21 protein-coding genes are annotated in these 18,690 nt (G+C 66.3%); 4 read left to right on the top strand and 17 right to left on the bottom strand.

Going from position 1 to position 18,690, the window contains the following annotated elements; translation table 11 throughout:
• Positions 1-40 precede the first annotated feature (40 nt).
• Both AC07RV_RS30625 and AC07RV_RS30620 read right to left on the bottom strand, forming a co-directional pair.
• Entirely contained in the window at positions 41-1,342 is a 1,302-nt protein-coding gene (locus AC07RV_RS30625) for a nucleotide sugar dehydrogenase (protein WP_296783224.1), read from the bottom strand.
• A gap of 128 nt (positions 1,343-1,470) precedes the next feature.
• Complete coding sequence (locus AC07RV_RS30620) at positions 1,471-2,628, bottom strand: polysaccharide biosynthesis/export family protein (protein WP_296783008.1); 1,158 nt, start codon at positions 2,626-2,628, stop codon at positions 1,471-1,473.
• Positions 2,629-3,452: 824 nt separating this feature from the next.
• On the opposite strand from AC07RV_RS30620, the gene mscL reads away from it, so the two are divergent.
• The gene (gene mscL / locus AC07RV_RS30615) at positions 3,453-3,884 is read left to right on the top strand and encodes a large conductance mechanosensitive channel protein MscL (protein WP_208511627.1); all 432 of its coding nucleotides are present in this window, start codon (positions 3,453-3,455) and stop codon (positions 3,882-3,884) included.
• A gap of 34 nt (positions 3,885-3,918) precedes the next feature.
• Here the strand turns inward: mscL and pdxA are convergent, their stop codons facing one another.
• Genes pdxA through AC07RV_RS30600 form a run of 3 tightly spaced genes read right to left on the bottom strand, consistent with a single transcriptional unit; the run spans position 3,919 to position 7,102 of the window.
• Complete coding sequence (gene pdxA, locus AC07RV_RS30610; protein ID WP_296783009.1) at positions 3,919-4,983, bottom strand: 4-hydroxythreonine-4-phosphate dehydrogenase PdxA; 1,065 nt, start codon at positions 4,981-4,983, stop codon at positions 3,919-3,921.
• The gene (locus AC07RV_RS30605; RefSeq protein ID WP_296783010.1) at positions 4,980-5,753 is read right to left on the bottom strand and encodes a Nif3-like dinuclear metal center hexameric protein; all 774 of its coding nucleotides are present in this window, start codon (positions 5,751-5,753) and stop codon (positions 4,980-4,982) included. Before AC07RV_RS30605 ends, pdxA begins: the two co-directional genes overlap by 4 nt.
• A complete protein-coding gene (locus AC07RV_RS30600; RefSeq protein ID WP_296783011.1) occupies positions 5,750-7,102 on the bottom strand; it encodes an MFS transporter in 1,353 nt (450 codons plus the stop codon). The genes AC07RV_RS30605 and AC07RV_RS30600 overlap by 4 nt, the downstream gene beginning before the upstream one ends.
• A gap of 308 nt (positions 7,103-7,410) precedes the next feature.
• On the opposite strand from AC07RV_RS30600, the gene AC07RV_RS30595 reads away from it, so the two are divergent.
• Positions 7,411-8,574, top strand: coding sequence for a S1C family serine protease (locus tag AC07RV_RS30595; RefSeq protein ID WP_057595250.1), 1,164 nt, complete (start codon positions 7,411-7,413; stop codon positions 8,572-8,574).
• A gap of 94 nt (positions 8,575-8,668) precedes the next feature.
• Here AC07RV_RS30595 and tatC read toward each other — a convergent pair whose 3' ends face one another.
• The 9 genes from tatC to AC07RV_RS30550 form a co-directional block, all read right to left on the bottom strand.
• A complete protein-coding gene (gene tatC, locus AC07RV_RS30590; RefSeq protein WP_057595251.1) occupies positions 8,669-9,478 on the bottom strand; it encodes a twin-arginine translocase subunit TatC in 810 nt (269 codons plus the stop codon).
• 81 nt (positions 9,479-9,559) lie between these two features.
• Complete coding sequence (tatB, locus tag AC07RV_RS30585) at positions 9,560-10,021, bottom strand: Sec-independent protein translocase protein TatB (RefSeq protein WP_057595252.1); 462 nt, start codon at positions 10,019-10,021, stop codon at positions 9,560-9,562.
• A 12-nt stretch (positions 10,022-10,033) separates the two neighbouring features.
• Positions 10,034-10,279 (bottom strand): Sec-independent protein translocase subunit TatA, encoded by a 246-nt coding sequence (tatA, locus tag AC07RV_RS30580; protein WP_057595253.1) that lies wholly within the window; start codon positions 10,277-10,279, stop codon positions 10,034-10,036.
• Between the two features lie 62 nt (positions 10,280-10,341).
• Positions 10,342-10,701 (bottom strand): histidine triad nucleotide-binding protein, encoded by a 360-nt coding sequence (locus AC07RV_RS30575; protein ID WP_093351930.1) that lies wholly within the window; start codon positions 10,699-10,701, stop codon positions 10,342-10,344.
• Complete coding sequence (locus tag AC07RV_RS30570) at positions 10,691-11,080, bottom strand: DUF4870 family protein (protein WP_296783012.1); 390 nt, start codon at positions 11,078-11,080, stop codon at positions 10,691-10,693. The genes AC07RV_RS30575 and AC07RV_RS30570 overlap by 11 nt, the downstream gene beginning before the upstream one ends.
• A 47-nt stretch (positions 11,081-11,127) precedes the next feature.
• The gene (locus AC07RV_RS30565; RefSeq protein WP_296783013.1) at positions 11,128-11,508 is read right to left on the bottom strand and encodes a phosphoribosyl-ATP diphosphatase; all 381 of its coding nucleotides are present in this window, start codon (positions 11,506-11,508) and stop codon (positions 11,128-11,130) included.
• Complete coding sequence (gene hisI / locus AC07RV_RS30560) at positions 11,505-11,903, bottom strand: phosphoribosyl-AMP cyclohydrolase (RefSeq protein WP_208513651.1); 399 nt, start codon at positions 11,901-11,903, stop codon at positions 11,505-11,507. The genes AC07RV_RS30565 and hisI overlap by 4 nt, the downstream gene beginning before the upstream one ends.
• 40 nt (positions 11,904-11,943) lie before the next feature.
• A complete protein-coding gene (gene hisF, locus AC07RV_RS30555) occupies positions 11,944-12,723 on the bottom strand; it encodes an imidazole glycerol phosphate synthase subunit HisF (RefSeq protein WP_093351941.1) in 780 nt (259 codons plus the stop codon).
• Between the two features lie 26 nt (positions 12,724-12,749).
• Complete coding sequence (locus tag AC07RV_RS30550) at positions 12,750-13,586, bottom strand: D-hexose-6-phosphate mutarotase (protein WP_296783015.1); 837 nt, start codon at positions 13,584-13,586, stop codon at positions 12,750-12,752.
• A gap of 181 nt (positions 13,587-13,767) precedes the next feature.
• Here AC07RV_RS30550 and AC07RV_RS30545 point away from each other — a divergent pair, with 181 nt between their 5' ends.
• The gene (locus AC07RV_RS30545) at positions 13,768-15,075 is read left to right on the top strand and encodes a dicarboxylate/amino acid:cation symporter (RefSeq protein ID WP_057595260.1); all 1,308 of its coding nucleotides are present in this window, start codon (positions 13,768-13,770) and stop codon (positions 15,073-15,075) included.
• Positions 15,076-15,097: 22 nt separating this feature from the next.
• A complete protein-coding gene (locus AC07RV_RS30540) occupies positions 15,098-15,985 on the top strand; it encodes an amino acid ABC transporter substrate-binding protein (protein ID WP_082322174.1) in 888 nt (295 codons plus the stop codon).
• A 12-nt stretch (positions 15,986-15,997) separates the two neighbouring features.
• On the opposite strand, the gene AC07RV_RS30535 is transcribed toward AC07RV_RS30540, so the two are convergent.
• From AC07RV_RS30535 to hisH, 3 genes are all read right to left on the bottom strand, one after another.
• Complete coding sequence (locus AC07RV_RS30535; protein WP_261209856.1) at positions 15,998-17,182, bottom strand: AAA family ATPase; 1,185 nt, start codon at positions 17,180-17,182, stop codon at positions 15,998-16,000.
• A 16-nt stretch (positions 17,183-17,198) separates the two neighbouring features.
• Complete coding sequence (gene hisA / locus AC07RV_RS30530; protein ID WP_261209853.1) at positions 17,199-17,942, bottom strand: 1-(5-phosphoribosyl)-5-[(5-phosphoribosylamino)methylideneamino]imidazole-4-carboxamide isomerase; 744 nt, start codon at positions 17,940-17,942, stop codon at positions 17,199-17,201.
• Positions 17,943-18,008: 66 nt separating this feature from the next.
• The gene (gene hisH / locus AC07RV_RS30525; RefSeq protein WP_261209851.1) at positions 18,009-18,674 is read right to left on the bottom strand and encodes an imidazole glycerol phosphate synthase subunit HisH; all 666 of its coding nucleotides are present in this window, start codon (positions 18,672-18,674) and stop codon (positions 18,009-18,011) included.
• Positions 18,675-18,690: the final 16 nt, after the last annotated feature.

Below are 18,690 nucleotides of genomic sequence, written 5' to 3'. Positions count from 1 at the left end.
AAGGAGAAGCGAACGAGCGAATGAGCGAACGGAAAATGACTTAGAGTCGGAACACGGAGAAGCCGCTCTCACGCGCCTCCTGCGCGCTGAAGAGGCTCTTGACGTCGACGAGCACGGGCTCCTCGCCACGGCACAAGGCGCGCAACTCGGCCATCGTCGCGCCGCGGTACTCGTTGTGGCCCACGGCAACGACGAGCGCATCGACCGGGTGCTCCGAATCGACCTGGCCGAACTGCAGACCGTACTCATGCGCAACCTCTTCGGCGTCCGCCCACGGGTCCACGATTTCGACGCGCGCCCCCCAAGCCTCGAACTCACGCACCATGTCCACGATCTTGCTGTTGCGGATGTCCGGGCAGTTCTCCTTGAAGGTGATGCCCAGCACGCCGATGCGGCAGCGCGGCACGTCCATGCCGTTCTTCAACATCAACTTGATGGTGTTGCGTGCCACATAGCGAGCCATGTTGTCGTTGATGCGGCGTCCGGCCAAAATCACCTGCGGGTGATAGCCAACCTGCTCTGCCTTGTGCGTGAGGTAGTAAGGGTCCACGCCAATGCAGTGCCCGCCCACCAAGCCTGGACGAAAAGGCAGAAAGTTCCATTTGCTGCCGGCGGCTTCAAGCACATCGAGCGTATCGATGCCCAGACGTTCAAAGATCACGGAGAGCTCATTGACCAGCGCGATATTGAGGTCGCGCTGCGTGTTCTCAATCACCTTGGCGGCCTCGGCCACTTTGAGACTTGTTGCTTTGTGCGTACCAGCGGTGATGATCTCGTTATAGAGACCATCGACCATGTCGGCCACAGCAGGGGTGCTGCCGCTGGTGATCTTCTTGATCTTGGTGAGCGTGTTGACCTTGTCCCCCGGATTGATACGCTCCGGGCTGTAGCCGCAGAAGAAATCGACGTTGAATTTCTTTCCGCTGTGCTTTTCCAGCACAGGCACGCAAACCTCCTCCGTCGCGCCCGGATATACGGTGGACTCGAAGATCACGATCGCGCCCTGACGCATGACCTTGCCAACGGTTTCGCTGGCCCTGATCAATGGCCTGAGATCAGGCCGATTGGCGTCATCGATGGGTGTGGGCACAGTGACGATGAAAATGCTGCAGTCGCGCAAATCATCAAGGTGAGAAGAGAAGGTCAACTGGACGGCCGCCTTCAACTCCTCCGATGTGGTCTCGAGCGTGTGATCGTGACCACTCTGGAGCTCGGAGATGCGCTTGACGTTGATATCGAAGCCAACTACGGGACGCTTCTTGCCAAACTCCACAGCAAGAGGAAGCCCCACATAACCGAGACCGATGATTGCAATGGGTTGATTCGAATGAATGATTTGCATATTGGGAACACGGGAAAATTTTGGCAGCGCCACCCTGATGAGAACCATGCCCCATCGCGCCCGATCGATCTTCTCTCTAGAACCTGGTCACGGCACTCGTCATCCAGGCTGGAAATGGACTCCTAGCGTCAGTTGTTATGCCTGACGTAAATCTCGCTGGCGGTATTGGCCACTGAAGCCGACGGCAGGATCAGGTTGACCACGCGATTCCACTTGACCAGCGGCACAGGGTCGATATAGACAACATCCTGCGACTGCAGCCGGAATTGGCTGGCAATGGCCAATGCTGCGGGGTTTTTGGCATTGAGATTGAAGATGGCAGGCGCGCCGGTCGCGCCTTGGCGGATCACATAGATCTGACCAGCACTCGCAGTCGCATTCATTGGTCCACCGGCTTCGCCCAGCGCTTCGCTCAGACTGAGGCGGCCGTTGCTGCGCATGGGCAAGGCCAGCGGCGCGAGCACTTCGCCCATCAGAAACACCTTCGTGTCCTCCCGATTAGCGACGCGAACCGTATCGCCGTTCTTCAATGGGATGCTGTTGCCGTCGTAGCCAGCTTCACGCAGAGTTGTCAGGTTAATCGGAATCGATACTCCATCACGAATCAGCGTGACCGCCGAGCGATTGCCCGCCGCGGTAATTCCTCCAGCGCGATTGATCGCCTCGCTCAAAGTCATCGGCACATCGGTGAAAATCTGCGAACCTGGCGTGCGCACCTCGCCTTCGACATACGCGCGGCGGCTTCTGAACGATTGGATGCGAACGGTCACCTGCGGATCGCGGATGTGAGGCCTCAATAGCTTGACCATCAAGTCAGAGGCATCGCCTTCGCTCAGGCCTGCGATGCGAACGCGACCGATATAGGGAAACGCGACCTCGCCATCCGCGTCGACAATGAAGCCCGGCGCGACCTGCACGCCAGTCGGGTCCGCAGATTGCGAAATGACCGCGCCAGCATTCGGCAGCAGTTCGGGATGGTCGTAAACGATGACACCGACCACGTCTCCCGGCCCGATCGTGTACCTTGGACCCTTGCCAAACAAAGCTTGCACCTCCGCCGGCACGCCCTTCGGAGCAGCCTCGGCCAACGTACGAACCAGCGCCAGGGAAATAGGCGTGATCTCGCCCTCGGGCGCCCCATCCGGCAGATAGCGGAAGTCGTTCGGCAACGGCCCGCCAGCGTCGTAGGGCTCGACGTTCCCCATCCCTGGCGCAATCGCACAAGCCTGCAACGCCACCACAGACGCCAGCAAAGCCCATTTCAGAAAATTCGTTTCTTTTTTCATTTCAACCCCCACGGAAAATCAATTTTCGCCATCGTCAATTTCGAATTCGGGACAAGCCCTACCTCAACAAAACCCGAACCAAATGATTGGCTGGCCCAATGGGGTGCACATAGCGTCTTCTCAAAACGATCCTCGTCGCAAGACTGATTGATTGTTGAACAACCCAGACCCCCAGGCGCATCTGCGCCTGGCCTCTGACGCGGTGGTCAGCAGCCTCCCTGTTTGGCTGTTGGTCAAGAGACCTGCGGGATTTCCCTCCCCAGGCCAACCCGGCATTGTCGCTGCACGTGACGACTGCTATCCCGGCTTGTAAGTTGCAAAAGATTGTGTCCAACCTTGCTCGGCAGGCCGATCATAGGCGAGTCCCCTTGGCTTCCCTCGTTTCAACACCCCCTGCCCAGCAAACCAATCTACTCGAAGAAGAAGACTTTTTTATAACCTTCGTAGCATTGCCAAAGTGTTAGCGATCCTTGTGTCAGCACCGTTTTCCGTAGGCCATGTTGCTGAACTCCCACGAAAAAGCTGCGAAAGAACGCCTTTCCCGCGAATGTAAAGTTGCGAAAAAGTTCGCGCATCACCCGCTTGAGGGAGCACGGGGTCGTGAGGGCTCGCTCCGACCGGACAAAACTCGAAACAATTAGCGACAAATTGGATCCCGCCCGCGCTGGATCGGCGCCAATCCATCGCGCCGGCAGCGATCCAGATTTGGCTCAGCTTTGTGAAAGACTTCATGGGGCTCAGGCACCACGCCACGCCGAAGACCCCGGCCGCCCCGTGCATACTGGCGCCTCCCTCAACCCCAGTGCTCCAGCACCCTCCCAACCATGACCATCCTCAGCGAATTCAAGGAGTTTGCCGTCAAGGGCAATGTCGTCGACCTGGCGGTCGGCGTGATCATCGGCGCGGCCTTCGGCAAGATCGTCGATTCGCTGGTGGCCGACATCATCATGCCCATCGTCGGGCTGGTGTTCGGCAAGCTGGACTTCTCGAACCTCTACGTGGTGCTGGGCACCGCGCCGGCGGGTGTCGCCAATACCCTGGCGGACCTCAAGAAGGCCGGCGTGCCGGTGCTGGCGTACGGCAACTTCATCACCATCGTGGTCAACTTCGTGATCCTTGCCTTCATCATCTTCATGATGGTCAAGCAGATCAACCGCCTGCGCCGCACGGAAGAAGCCGCGCCGGCCGCGCCCGCCGCACCGCCCGAAGACATCGTGCTTCTGCGCGAGATCCGCGACAGCCTCAAGCGCTCCTGACGCGCAGCGCGGCCCGTTGCGGGCCACGCATCCCTCAAATACCGGCCAGCGCGCGCGCCATGCGCAGCGCCTCGATCAGGCTCGACGCATCCGCCCGGCCCGTGCCCGCGATATCGAACGCCGTCCCGTGATCGGGGCTGGTCCGCACCAGCGGCAGCCCGAGCGTCACGTTCACGCCCTTCTCTACGCCCAGGTACTTCACCGGGATCAGTCCCTGGTCGTGGTACATCGCCACCACGACGTCGAACTCGCCGCTATCGGCCACGCCGGGCTGCTTCGCCCGCGCGCGCATGAAGACGGTATCGGGCGCATGCGGCCCATCGGCGGCGATGCCTTCGGCGCGCGCCGCGGCAATGGCGGGCACGATGATCTCCTGCTCCTCCGAGCCGAAGAGTCCGCCCTCCCCGGCATGCGGATTGAGCCCCGCGACACCGATGCGCGGCGCGCGGCCCAGGGTGCGCGAGAGTGCGTGATGGGTGATGCGCAAGGTCTCGAGCACGCCGTCGAAGGTGACGGCCTCGATCGCCTGGCGCAGCGACATGTGGATGCTGACGAGCACGGTGCGCAGCTCGTCGTTGGCCAGCATCATGCGCACGGGCACCTCGGGCACTCCGCGGCCCAGGTGCGCCGCGGCTTCGGCCTGCAGCAATTCGGTATGGCCCGGAAAGGGAAATCCCGCCGCGGACAGCGCCTCCTTGTGCAAGGGCGCGGTAACGATGGCGGCGATCTCGCCCCGCAGCGCGGCCCGAGCCGCCCAGACCACCGCGTCACCCGCCGCGCGCCCGGCCTCTGCGCTGATGCGGCCATGCACCACGCCCACCGGCGGTGCGATCACTTGCAGCACAGGCACGCAACCGGGCGGAACCTCGAGCGCCTCGGCCGGCGAAGCAATCTCGACCACGGGCCGCGCCGGATTGCCCGGCACCGACAGGGCCTGCAGCGCCGCTCGCATCGTCGCCACGTCGCCCGCCACGAAGGCACCGCGCGTGGCCTCGGGCGTATCGCGAAAGGCCTTGCCGATGATCTCCGGCCCGATGCCGGCCGGATCGCCGAGCGTGATGGCAACGGACTTGCCACTTGCGGAAGCGGCGCCCGTCATGCCGGGTTGTCGATGTCGATGAACTCGTGCTGCAGCCCGAGCTGCGCGGCCACGTGTTCGGCCACGGCGGGCGCGCCGTAGCGCTCGGTGGCGTGGTGCCCGCAGGCCAGGAAGGCCACGCCCATCTCGCGCGCATAGTGCGCCTGCGGCTCCGAGATCTCGCCGGTGATGAAGGCGTCGGCGCCGGCCGCGATCGCGGCCTCGAAGTAGCCTTGCGCGCCGCCGGTGCACCAGGCGATGGTCTTGATCGGGCGATGGGCGGTGTCGACCAGCGTCACCGGCCGCTTGAGCACCTTCTCGACATGGACCGCGAGCGCTTTCGCGTTGGCGAGGGTCTCGCCATCCTCGAAGCCACCGAGAAAGCCCAACTCCTGCTCACCGAAGCGACCGGCCGATCCGGGATGGGCCAGCAGGCCGAGTTGCTCGCCGAGCTGCGCGTTGTTGCCGAGCTCGGGATGCGCGTCGAGCGGCAGGTGGTAGGCGAAGAGGTTGATGTCGTACTTCAGCAGAAGCGCCAGCCGCTGCTTCATCCAGCCGGTGACGCGGCCGTCCTGGCCGCGCCAGAACAATCCGTGGTGGACGAAGATCGCATCGGCCTCGGCGCGAATGGCCGCCTCGATCAGCGCGCGGCTCGCGGTCACGCCCGAGACGATCTTGCGCACGGTGGTGCGGCCCTCGACCTGCAGGCCGTTCGGTCCGTAGTCCTTGAAGCGCTCGGGAGCGAGCAGCAGGTCGAATGCGTGCAGCAGTTCGTGGCGGGTGGTGCTCATCGCGACATTGTCGCGCCCCCGGCCGACGCGACGCCAGCCCGCATGGGGTGGCCGCGGGCGGCCAGGGGCCAGAGCGCGAGCACGAAGCCCAGCGCGGCCAGCACCGCCACGTAGTGCGCGGGCGCCATGGGATCGTGCTGCAGCCAGAGCGTGAGGATCACCGGCGTGAGCCCGCCGAAGACGGCATACGACATGTTGTAGGCGAACGAAAGCCCCGTGAAGCGCACCGGCGCCGGAAAGGCGCGCACGCCGGCGATCGGCACCGTGGCGATGGTGCCCACGAACAGCCCCACCAATCCGTAGTGCCAGAACAGCGTGGCCGGCGTGCCGGGCAGGCCGGTGTAGAAGAGATAGGCGGTCGCGAACAGGCCACCCCAGCCGATCAGCATGACGGCACGCGTGCCGATGCGGTCGCTGGCCCAGTCGACGATCACGCAGCCGATGGTCAGCGTGAGGGTGGCCAGCGCATTGGCCTCGAGCGCCAGCGCGGCCGGGATGTGGTGCACCTTCTGCAGGTAGGTGGGCGTGTAGAGCACCACCACCACGATCGCGGCCGACAGCACCCAGGTCTGCAGCGCGACGAACACGCTGGCGCCGCGGTGCTCGCGCAGCACGGTGCGCAGCGGCAGCTCGCGCGCCACGCTGCGGCGGTCGGCCAGCTCGCGGAACACGGGGGTCTCGTGCAGGAAGCGGCGCAGGTACACCGACACCAGTCCGAACACGCCGCCGAGGATGAAGGGGATGCGCCAGGCGAAGTCGTGCACCTGCTCGGGCGCGTAGTGCCGGTTGATGGCCACGGCCACCAGCGAGCCCAGCAGGATGCCGCCGGTGATGCCCGAGGTCAGCGTGCCGACGCCGAAGCCGTAGCGCTGCGCGGGCACGTGCTCGCCGACGAACACCCAGGCACCGGGCATCTCGCCGCCGATGGCCGCGCCCTGCAGCACGCGCATGGCCAGCAGCAGCAGGGGCGCCGCCACGCCGATGCTGGCGTAGGTGGGCAGCAGGCCGATCACCAGCGTGGGCGCGGCCATCAGGAAGATCGACAGCGTAAACATGCGCTTGCGGCCGAGCAGGTCGCCGAAATGCGCGATCACGATGCCGCCGACCGGGCGGGCCAGGTAGCCGGCCGCGAAGATGCCGAAGGTCTGCAGTTGGCGCAGCCAGTCGGGCATGTCGGCCGGGAAGAAGAGCGCGCCCAGCACGGTGGCGAAGAAGACGTAGATGACGAAGTCGTAGAACTCGAGCGTGCCGCCGAGGGCGGAGAGGGCGAGCGTCTTGTAGTCGCGGGCATCGAGCGCGCGGGCCGGGGCCGGCGCTGCGCCGTCCGGGGTGGTTGCGTGTGAAGTCATGGCGGGCGGAAGGTCGTGGCCGCGCACCGGGGCCGCGGGGCCGGATGGGAAGCGAAAGCGGTGCGCCGACGAAATGCCCGGCCGCGTCCACCGGATGGGCGGGGCGGGGGCGAGAGAGAGCCGGGCCGGTAGGCTCGGGGCCACGATGCTAGGGGTTATCCCTTATTGGCGCCTCGACCTTCCGTGAATCTCGACCGGCCGGCGCGGTCTTCGCCTCCTGCCGTTGAGAGACAATCGTCGACGATGCCGCGCTCCGCGGCCTTTTTCCCCTCAGCGCCCTCGCCTTCGCGCCTTTTCACCAAGTTTTCATGAAACGCACCTGGCTGCTCTTCGCCCAAGCCGTGACCGTCCTGCTGGCGGCCTATTTCGTGGTCGCCACGCTCAAGCCCGAATGGATCAACCGGCGCACGACCTCGCTGGGCGGCGTGGTGTCGATCATCGAGGCGCCCGCGAGCTCGACGCCCGGCGTGCCCGCGCCCGGCAGCCTGAGCGCCGCGGCCAAGAAGGCCTCGCCGGCGGTGGTGAGCATCAACACCAGCAAGGCGGCACAGCGCCATCCGCGCAGCAACGACCCCTGGTTCCGTTTCTTCTTCGGCGACCAGGACGACCAGCCCCAGGTCGGCCTGGGCAGCGGCGTGATCGTGAGCACCGACGGCTACATCCTCACCAACAACCACGTGGTCGAGGGCGCCGACGAGATCGAGGTCACGCTCAACGACAGCCGCCATGCGCGCGGCAAGGTGATCGGCACCGATCCCGACACCGACCTGGCCGTGCTCAAGATCGAGCTCGACAAGCTGCCAGTGATCGTGCTGGGCAGCTCCGACGAACTGCAGGTGGGCGACCAGGTGCTGGCCATCGGCAATCCCTTCGGCGTCGGCCAGACCGTGACCAGCGGCATCGTCTCGGCGCTGGGCCGCAACCAGCTCGGCATCAACAACTTCGAGAACTTCATCCAGACCGACGCGGCCATCAACCCCGGCAACTCGGGCGGCGCGCTGATCGACGTCAACGGCAACCTGCTGGGCATCAACACCGCGATCTACTCGCGCTCGGGCGGCAGCATGGGCATCGGCTTCGCCATTCCCGTGTCGATGGCCAAGATCGTGCTCGAGGGCATCGTGAAGGAAGGCCAGGTGCGCCGCGGCTGGATCGGCGTCGAGCCGAACGAGCTGTCGCCCGAACTGGCCGAGACCTTCGGCGTGAAGGCCGACGCGGGCGTGATCATCACCGGCGTGCTGCAGAACGGCCCGGCCGCCAAGGCCGGCATCCGCCCCGGCGACGTGATCACCGCGGTGGGCGACAAGAAGACCGACAGCGTGCAGGCGCTGCTGACGGCGGTGGCCGGTCTCAAGCCCGGCAGCACCGCGCGCTTCGCGCTGCAGCGCGGCAGCGACAAGATGGAACTGGACGTGATGCCGGGCCTGCGGCCGAAGAGCCCGGTGCGGCAGGTGCCGAACCAGCAGGAGTGACGAACGAGACGCGCGGGCCCTGGGTCCGCGGCGCCATGAAAAAAGCGGCCGACAGGCCGCTTTTTCTTTGCCGGATCCGGAAGATCCCAGCCGCTCAGGGCGGCGTGGTCGACGAGGAATCCGCTTCCTCGTCCTCCGGCGCCTTCGAGACGCGCGAGAAGTACTTGGCCCCGATGATCCCCACCTCGTACAGCACGCACATCGGGATCGCCAGCGCGAGCTGCGACACCACGTCCGGCGGCGTCAGCACGGCGGCCACGATGAAGGCCACGACGATGAAGTAGCCGCGGAAGGAGCGCAGCTTCTCGATGGTCACCATCTCGAAACGCACCAGCAGCATCACGACGATCGGCACCTGGAAGGCGACGCCGAAGGCGAGGTACAGCGACAGGATGGCCTCGACGTACGAGGAGATGTCGGGCGTGGCCGCGACCGCGGCCGGCGTGAACTTCTGGATGAAGCCGAACATCTTGTCGAGCACGAACAGCTGCACGAAGGCGATGCCCGCATAGGCCAGCAGGCTGCCGAAGATGATCAGCGGCAGCGCGAAGCGCTTCTCGTGGGTGTAGAGGCCGGGCGCCACGAACATCCAGGCCTGGTACATGAGCCATGGCAGCGCGAGCAGTACGGCGGCCATCATCAGTACCTTGAGCGGCACGAAGAAGGGCGAAAACACGCCCACGGCGATCAGCTTGGCGTCGGGCGGCATGTGGGCACGGATCGGCATCGCGATGATGTCGATCAGCCCCCCCGGGCCGGGCCAGATCGCCAGCAGGATGCCGGCGATCGCCATGCCGTAGACGCAATAGAGCAGCCGGTCGCGCAGCTCCATCAGGTGCGCGACGAAAGGCTGCTCGGTGCCGGCGAGCTCGTCTTCTTTGTTCTTGGAGTCGGAATCAGCCATTGAGGAGATGGAAAGCGTGGGCTGCCGACGGGCGGCGCGCGTGGGAACGCTGGGTGGAGGGGAAAACGCGCCGCGCCGCTGCTAGCTGACCTTGTGCGGCCGGTAGCGCGCGACGCGCGCCGCGCCCGACAGTGCCTTGGTGCGCACGCCGTTGCGGGACTTGTACCACTGCGGCGTGGCGCCCTGCTTGAGGCGCCAGTTCTTGCGCGGATGCTTGTAGACCGGCATCACCGGTTCCGGTTCGGCCAGCGCCGAGAGGGTTTCGCCCGCGGGGGTGGAGAACTGCTTCTCGAGGTCGCTCACGCCCGAGTGGATGTTCTGCTCCACGTCGCGCGCCGCGTCCTCGACGGTGCTCTTCATCTTGCGGAGCTCGTCGAGCTCCATCGAGCGGTTGACCTCTGCCTTGACGTCGTTGACGTAGCGTTGCGCCTTGCCGAGCAGCGTGCCGACGGTGCGCGCCACGCGCGGCAGCTTTTCGGGTCCGATGACGATCAGCGCCACGACGCCGATCAGCGCCATCTTCTCAATGCCGAGGTCCAGCACGTGTCGCCCGGATCAGGACTTGTGGCGTGCTTCGACGTCGATCGTCGGCTTGTCGGTCGCGGCCGACTGGCTCGTGACCTGGGCAGCCGGGCCGGTGGCGGTCGGTGCGTCGGAAGAAGCGCCGTCCTTCATGCCGTCCTTGAAGCCCTTGACGGCACCGCCGAGGTCGGAACCCATGTTCCGAAGCTTCTTGGTACCGAAGATCATGACGACGACGAGCAGCACGATCAGCCAGTGCCAGATGGAAAAAGAACCCATGGAAGACTCCTAAGAATGTGCCGATTTTAGTCGCGGCGAATGTGACAAATTTACTTAACGGCTCAGCCGCGAAGCCAGGGGCGCGGACCGCCCATGACATGGACATGGAGATGATGCACCTCCTGCCCCCCTTCGGTCCCCGTATTGACCACCACCCGGTAGCCGCCTTCCGGGTAGGGGTTGCACCCTTGCTCCAGCGCCAGCCTGGGCGCCAGGGTCATGATCTTGCCCATCAGCGCCGCGTCGTCGGGCGTCAACTGGGCCATCGAGGCGATGTGCTTCTTGGGCACCAGCATGAAATGCACCGGCGCCCAGGGCGCGATGTCGTGGAAGCCGAAGACGTCCTCGTCCTCGTAGACCTTGCGCGACGGGATCTTGCCCTCGACGATTTTGCAGAAGATGCAGTTCGGATCAGATGACATCGTTGGGTTCCATGGGACGGCCGTCGTTCATCCGGATCATGCCTTTCACGATCCGGTAGAGGAACCACAGCGAAATCAGGCTCCAGGCGATCCAGCCCGGGACGAAGAGCAGCAGCCAGAGCCACGAGGTGACGATGTACAGCAGCCCGGCCCAGAGCACCGAGCGGATGCGCCAGCTGAAGTGCGAGGCCTGCCAGGTGCCGGCCGCGTCGTCGCGCTTCACGAAATCGATCACCAGCGCCACCAGCAGCAGCAGCACCGAGGCCTGGGCACCCGGCACCACGGCGCCGATGGCGACGATCAGGTGCAGGATGTAGCTGACCCAGCCCCAGGTCTTGAGCGAGTCGTCGGGCTGAAGGTTCACGATGTCGTTGGGCATGGCGATGTCCTTTCGGTCGTCAGAGTCATCCCTCGGCAATCAGGCGGTCACTCGCTGGCGGCTTCGCGGGCCTGCACCTTGCGCAGCGCCTTTTCCTCGATGCCGCTGGTGCCTTCGCGCCGCTCGAGCTCGGCCACCACCTCGGCGGGCGACAGGCCGTAGTGCGCGAGCGCCACCATGGTGTGGAACCAGAGGTCGGCCACCTCGTAGACCACCTTCGTGCGGTCGCCGCCGTGGTCGGCGTCCTTGGCTGCCATCACCACTTCGGTGGCTTCCTCGCCGATCTTCTTGAGGAAGGCGTCGGGGCCCTTGTGCAGCAGCCGCGCGACGTAGCTCTTCTCGGGATCGCCGCCATTGACCGGCAGGCGGCTTTCGATGATCGCGGCCAGGCGTGCGAGGGCGTCGTTGGTGTTCACGGTGCCGCTCATTTGTAGATCGACTCCGGGTCTTTCAAGACCGGCTCGGTCACGGTCCACTGGCCGTTCTCGTACTTGTTGAAGAAGCAGCTGTGGCGGCCGGTGTGGCAGGCGATGCCTGGCTCGTGGCCCAGCTGGGTGACCTTGAGCAGCACCACGTCGTTGTCGCAGTCGAGGCGGATCTCGTGCACGGTCTGCACATGGCCCGATTCCTCGCCCTTGAACCAGAGCTTGCCGCGCGAGCGGCTGAAATACACCGCGCGGCCGAGTTCGGCGGTCTTCTCGAGCGCCTCACGGTTCATCCACGCGAACATCAGCACGTCGTTGGTGCCTTGTTCCTGGGCGATCACCGGCACGAGGCCGTTGGCGTCCCATTTCACTTCATCGAGCCAGATCATGGGCGGGATTGTCGGCGATCGGCCGGCCGCGACCGGCGCCGAAGGGTCATTAAATCCGCACCGGGATGCCGCGCTCGGCCATCCGCGCCTTGGCTTCGCCCACAGTGTGCTCCCCGTAGTGGAAGATGCTCGCCGCCAGCACGGCGTCGGCGCCGCCCTTCTGGATGCCGTCGGCCAGGTCGTCGAGGTTGCCCACGCCGCCCGAGGCGATCACCGGCACGTTGACGGCGTCGCTGACCGCGCGGGTCAGTGCCAGGTCGAAGCCGCTCTTGGTGCCGTCGCGGTCCATGCTGGTCAGCAGGATCTCGCCGGCGCCGCGGCGCGCCATCTCGGTGGCCCATTCGACGGCGTCGAGGCCGGTGTTCTTGCGCCCGCCGTGGCTGTAGACGTCCCAGCCCGGACCGCGGCTGGCCGCTTCCTCGGGCGTGCGGCGCTTGGCGTCGATGGCGACCACGATGCACTGGGCGCCGTACTTGGCCGAGGCGTCGCTGATCACCTGCGGATTGGCGATGGCGGCCGAGTTGAAGCTGGTCTTGTCGGCGCCGGCATTGAGCAGCCGGCGCACGTCCTCGACGGTGCGCACGCCGCCGCCCACGGTCAGCGGGATGAACACCTGCGAGGCGACCGACTCGATGATCGGCAGGATCAGGTCGCGGCCGTCGCTGGTGGCGGTGATGTCGAGGAAGGTCAGCTCGTCGGCGCCCTGCGCGTTGTAGCGCGCGGCGATCTCGACCGGGTCGCCCGCGTCGCGCAGTTCGAGGAAGTTGACGCCCTTGACGACGCGGCCGCCGGTGACGTCGAGGCAGGGAATGATGCGTTTGGCGAGCATGGTGGGGTAAGGGGGAAAAGAAGGAATCAGAGGACGCGCAGCTGCTGCCAGCCCTGCCACTCGGCGCCGGGCGCGAGCTGCACGGGCTCGTCGATGCGCGCGGCCTCGACGCAGAGCATGTGGCGAAAGCCGTCCTCGGGCATGTCGGCGAGTTTCGCACCGAGCACGGCGCCCGGGTTCCAGACCACGGTTTCGGTGCAGGTGGCGCCCTGGGAAATCTCGAGCGTGCCGCCGGGCTGCACCAGCCGCAGCGGCTGGGCCGGCGCGGCATAGACGCTGTCGAACTCGGATTCGAAGCGCAGCGCCGGCGCGGTTTCCACGTGACGGTCGTCGCGCACCGCATCCCAGCGGTTGGCGCCCTGCAGGCCTTCGAGCCGGGCCTCGGCGATGTCGTCCACCGCCAGGTAGGTGTGCAGCGCGGCCGTGAATGCGAAGGGCCCGCCGCCGAGATTGCGCAGGCTCAGCGCGGTGCGCAGCTGCCCGGCCTCGAGCGTGAAGGCGACCCGCGCCTCGAAGGCATGCGGCCACAGGGCCCGGGTGGCGTCGTCGTCGCGCAGCCGCAGGGTCAGCTCGCCCGATTCGGGATCCACGCCCTGGCTCTCCCAAGGCAGATTGCGCATGAAGCCATGTTTGGGGAGCATGCCGCGCTGGTTGAACTGCGGGCAGCAGATGGGCACGCCGCCGCGGATCGCGGTCTTGCCGTCGAACACGGCGCGCGGGCTCAGGTAGAGCCTTTCCCTGCCGTCGGCCGTGGTCCAGGAGAGCAGGTGGGCCCCGTGCAGGGCCACGGTGAGGGTGCTGCCGTCGGCACCGGAAGCGCGCAGCGCGGGCTGGCCGCGGAACTCGATCGAGCTGGTGTGCATGTGAGGAATTGTAGGCAGCGCTCCGATCGCTCCGGCTTCGCGCAACATCGGCGCCTCGCGCGGCGCGGCCATGGGGCCTAAAGACTGCATGGTCAGGCCCCGATTGCAAGCCCGGGGCCTTCTTGGATACCCTGTGCCTGCCCAAAAAAACGCTCACACAACCAAGGACAAGGGGAATCGAATGAAGAAGAAGTTGCCGATGGCGGCGTGGATCCTGATTGCCATGGTGCTCGGCATCATCCTCGGCTACATGATCTTCGCGAGCTTCCCGGACAAGGGAACCGCCAAGGAGATCGCGGGCTACGTCTCGATCGTCTCGGACGTGTTCCTGCGCCTGATCAAGATGCTGATCGGGCCACTGGTGTTCTCCACGCTGGTGGTGGGCATCGCGCACATGGGCGACGCCAAGTCGGTGGGCCGGGTGTTCGGCAAGGCCATCGGCTGGTTCCTCACGGCCTCGCTGATCTCGCTGGTGATCGGCCTGGTGATGGCCAACCTGCTCGAGCCCGGCGCCAACCTGGGCCTGCCGCTGCCCGACATCGGCGCCTCGGCGAACCTCGCGACCTCCAAGTTCACCTTCAAGGACTTCGTGAGCCACACGGTGCCGAAGTCCTTCGTCGAGGCCATGGCCAACAACGAGATCCTGCAGATCGTGGTGTTCTCGATGTTCTTCGGCGTGGCGCTGGCCTCGCTCGGCGACAAGGCGAAGACGCTGGTCGCCGCCACCGAGGAGCTCTCGCACGCGATGCTGAAGATCACGGGCTACGTGATGAAGCTCGCGCCGCTGGCGGTGCTGGCCGCCATGGCCGCCACGGTGGCGGTCAACGGGCTGGGCATCCTGATCAAGTTCGCGGTGTTCATGCGCGACTTCTACCTCGGCCTGTTCGTGCTGTGGGGCGTGCTGATCCTCGCGGGCTTCACCTTCCTCGGACCACGCGTATTCAAGCTGCTGGTGCTGATCAAGGAAGCCTTCCTGCTCTCGTTCGCCACCGCCAGTTCCGAGGCCGCATACCCGAAGATCCTGCAGGCGCTCGACCGCTTCGGCGTCAAGCGCAAGATCTCGAGCTTCGTGATGCCGATGGGCTACTCGTTCAACCTCGACGGCTCGATGATGTACTGCACCTTCGCCGTGCTGTTCATCGCGCAGGCCTACAACATCCACATGCCGATCAGCACGCAGATCACGATGCTGCTGATCCTGATGCTCACCTCCAAGGGCATGGCCGGCGTGCCGCGCGCCTCGCTGGTGGTGATCGCCGCCACGCTCAACCACTTCGACATTCCCGAGGCCGGCCTGCTGCTGATCCTGGGCGTGGACACCTTCCTCGACATGGGCCGCTCGGCCACCAACGCGGTGGGCAACTCGATCGCCACCGCGGTGGTCGCCAAGTGGGAAGGCGAGCTGCTGCCGGAGAGCGAGGCCGAGCTCAACGCGGCCCGGCTCGACGAGGAAGCGGCCGCGACGCTCGCGCATCCGGCGCATGGCTGAGGCGATGCACGGCATGACAACGATGCCTGGCAGGACCGCCCTGGCCTGCGCGGCCCTGCTGCTCGCGGCCGGCGCGGTGCAAGCCCAGGAGCTTCTCACCGGCACGCTCGCCAAGGCGCGCGCCAGCGGCGCCATCACCATCGGCTACCGCGAATCCTCGGTGCCCTTCTCCTTCCTCAACACGCGCAAGGAACCGGTCGGCTATTCGATCGAACTGTGCCGCGAGCTGGTCACGGCGATCGGCAACGCGGTCGACCGCACGCTCGCGATCCGGTGGGAGCCGGTCACCTCCGACTCGCGCTTCGACGCGGTCACGAGCGGCAAGGTCGACCTCGAATGCGGCTCGACCACCAGCAACCTCGAACGCCAGAAGCGCGTGAGCTTCTCGCCGACGATCTTCGTCTCGGGCACCAAGGTGCTGGTGAAGAAGGGCACGCCGATCGCCTCGTTCCGCGACCTCGCGGGCCGCAAGGTGGCGGTGACAGCCGGCACCACCAACGAGAAGACGCTTCGCGATCTCTCCGAGAAGTTCAAGCTCGGCATCCAGCTGCAGGTGGCGCGCGACCATGCCGAGTCCTTCGCGCTCGTGAAGAGCGGCCAGGCCGATGCCTTCGCGACCGACGACGTGCTGCTCTACGGCCTGATCGCGCAGGAGAACGCCCAGGCCGACTACCGCGTGGTCGGCGACTTCCTCTCCTACGACCCCTATGGGATCATGTACCGCAAGGGCGACCCGCAGCTCGCGAAGGTGATCAACGACAGCTTCCAGGTGCTGGCAGAGGACGGCGAGATCGAACGCCAGTACAAGCGCTGGTTCCTGCGCAAGCTGCCCACGGGTGCCAGCCTCGACCTGCCGATGAGCGCGCAGCTCGAGACGATCATCAAGACGATGTCGGTGAAGGCCGAGTAGCCGGGGCCGGCTTCAGCGCGCCGGCCACTCCCAGCGCGGGATCTCGCTCATGTCGAGGTTCGCGATGCGGGTCTCGCCCAGGCGCTTCTCGAGCACCACCGACTGCAACTCCACGCCGCCCGCGGCCGCCTCCTCGAGCGCGGCGATCAGCCGCGAGGCATGCGACACCACGATCACCTGCGACTCGCGCGCCGCATGCGCGATCAGCCGGCCGAGCGCGGGCAGCAGGTCGGGATGCAGGCTGGTCTCGGGTTCGTTGAGCACCAGCAACGCGGGCGGCCGCGGCGTGAGCAGCGCCGCGATCCACAGCAGGTAGCGCAAGGTGCCGTCGGACAGCTCGGCGGCGGTCAGCGCGCGCAGCAGGCCGTGCTGGTGCATCAGAGTCTGGAAGCGGTCGCCCGCGGCGTCGATCTCGATGCGCGCGCCCGGAAAGGCGTCGTCCACGGCGCGATCGAGCGCTTCGCCGTCGCCGATCTCGCGGATGGTCTGCAGCGCGGCCGCGAGGTCGGCACCATCGTTGGCCAGCACCGGCGTGCGGGTGCCGAGCTGCGGCTGGCGCGCCGGCGCCTCGGCGTCCGAGCGGAAGTGGTCGTAGAAGCGCCAGGAGCGCATCTGCTCGCGCAAGGTGAGCATCTCGGGCGCATCGCGCGGGTCGGCATGCTCGGTCATCATGCTCGCGAAGGACGGGATCGGCCGGCCCACCGGCTGCCAGCCGCGCCCGTCGCGCAAGCGCAGCGAGGCGCCCTTGCGGTCGACCAGCTGCGTGGACGGCCGCAGCAGCGGACCGGCCCAGATGGCCTCGTGCTTGATCTCGGGATCGCGCGAGAAGGCGGTCGAGGGAATCGGCGGCGGCAGGCCGATGTCGATCGCGTAGCCGAAGTCCTCGGCGCTGGCGCCAGCGAAGCCCAGCTTCAGCGCGACCGGTTCGCTGCGCGTGGTGCCCTGCACCGGCATCTCGCCGCGCAGCATGGCGGCCGAGAAGCGCTCGGGGCCGGCCCACAGCGTGGAGGACAGCCCGCCCTCGCGCACCAGCGAACGGATCGCGCCGCCGTTGGCGATCTCGGCCAAGAGGCGCATGGCGCGGTAGACGCTCGATTTGCCGCTGCCGTTGGGCCCGGTGACCACGGTGAGCCGCGCGAGCGGCACCGTGAGCTGGCGCAGCGAGCGGTAGTTGGCGATGGCGAGCGCGGACAGCACGCGCCGCCAGGCCCTCTCAGGCGCCGGCCAGTTCGTCGGCGCGCGCCTGCGCCTGTCCGAAGTCGAGGTCGCCCGAATAGATGGCGCGGCCGCAGATCACGCCCTCGACGCCTTCGGACTCGACCGCGCAGAGCTGGTCGATGTCGGCCATGTTCGACAGGCCGCCCGAGGCGATGACGGGGATGCTCAGCGCGCGCGCGAGCTTGACCGTGGCGTCGATGTTGATGCCCGACAGCATGCCGTCGCGGCCGATGTCGGTGTAGATGATCGACTCGACGCCGTAGTCCTCGAACTTCTTGCCCAGGTCGGCCACCTCGTGGCCCGTGAGCTTGCTCCAGCCGTCGGTGGCGACCTTGCCGTCCTTGGCGTCGAGGCCCACGATGATGTGGCCGCCGAAGGCGCTGCAGGCGTCCTTGAGGAAGCCCGGGTTTTTCACGGCGGCGGTGCCGATGATCACGTAGCGCAGGCCGTCGTCGATGTAGCGCTCGATGGTGTCGAGGTCGCGGATGCCGCCGCCGAGCTGCACCGGGATGTCGTCGCCGACCTCCTTCAGGATCGCCTTGATCGCCGCGTGGTTCTGCGGCTTGCCCGCGAAAGCCCCGTTCAGGTCGACCAGGTGCAGGCGCCGGGCGCCCGCCTCGACCCACTTGCGCGCCATGGCCGCGGGGTCTTCGCTGAAGATGGTGGACTGTTCCATGTCGCCTTGTTTCAGGCGTACGCAATGGCCGTCTTTGAGGTCGATCGCTGGGATGAGGAGCATGAAAGTGACGCGAGAGTGCAACGAAAGGACGCCGGCCGGCGGCGCCCGGTCAGGGGAACGAGGTGTTCAGGGATTCCAGTGGAGGAAGTTTCGGTAGAGCTGCAACCCGTGGTCCGCACTCTTCTCCGGGTGGAACTGGGTGGCAAAAATGTTATCGCGTGCGATGGCGGCGGTAAAGCATGCCCCGTATTCGGCTTCGCCCACGCTGTGCCGCGCATCGACCGGCCGCGCGTAGAAGCTGTGCACGAAATAGAAGTGGCTGCCGTCGGGCACCCCGGCCCACACCGCGTGCGGCTGCGCCTGGCGCACCTGGTTCCAGCCCATCTGCGGCACCTTGAAGCGGCTGCCGTCGGGCTGCAACCGACCTTCGAGCTCGAAGCGGACCACCTCGCCCGGAATCAGGCCGAGCCCGTCGGTCGGTCCCTCGTCGCTGCGCGACAGCAGCATCTGCATGCCCACGCAGACGCCGAACAGCGGCTTCGTCGCCGCGGCCTCGAGCACCGATTCGAGCAGCCCCGAATCGCGCAGCTCGCGCATGCAGTCGGGCATGGCGCCCTGCCCCGGCAGCACCACGCGCGTGGCCTTGCGCACCACCTCGGGATCGGAAGTCACGAACACCTCGACGCCGACCTGGTCGGCGGCATGGCGCACCGCCTGCGCGACGGAATGCAGATTGCCCATGCCGTAGTCCACCACGGCGACGGTGTTGGCGTTGTTTGCTACAGTTTTCATAGCTTCAATGACAGGC

The organism is Variovorax sp. GW821-FHT09B01 (assembly GCF_059418345.1).
The sequence above is the reverse complement of the archived record's forward strand: the minus strand, read 5'-3'. Positions and strand labels throughout refer to the sequence as shown.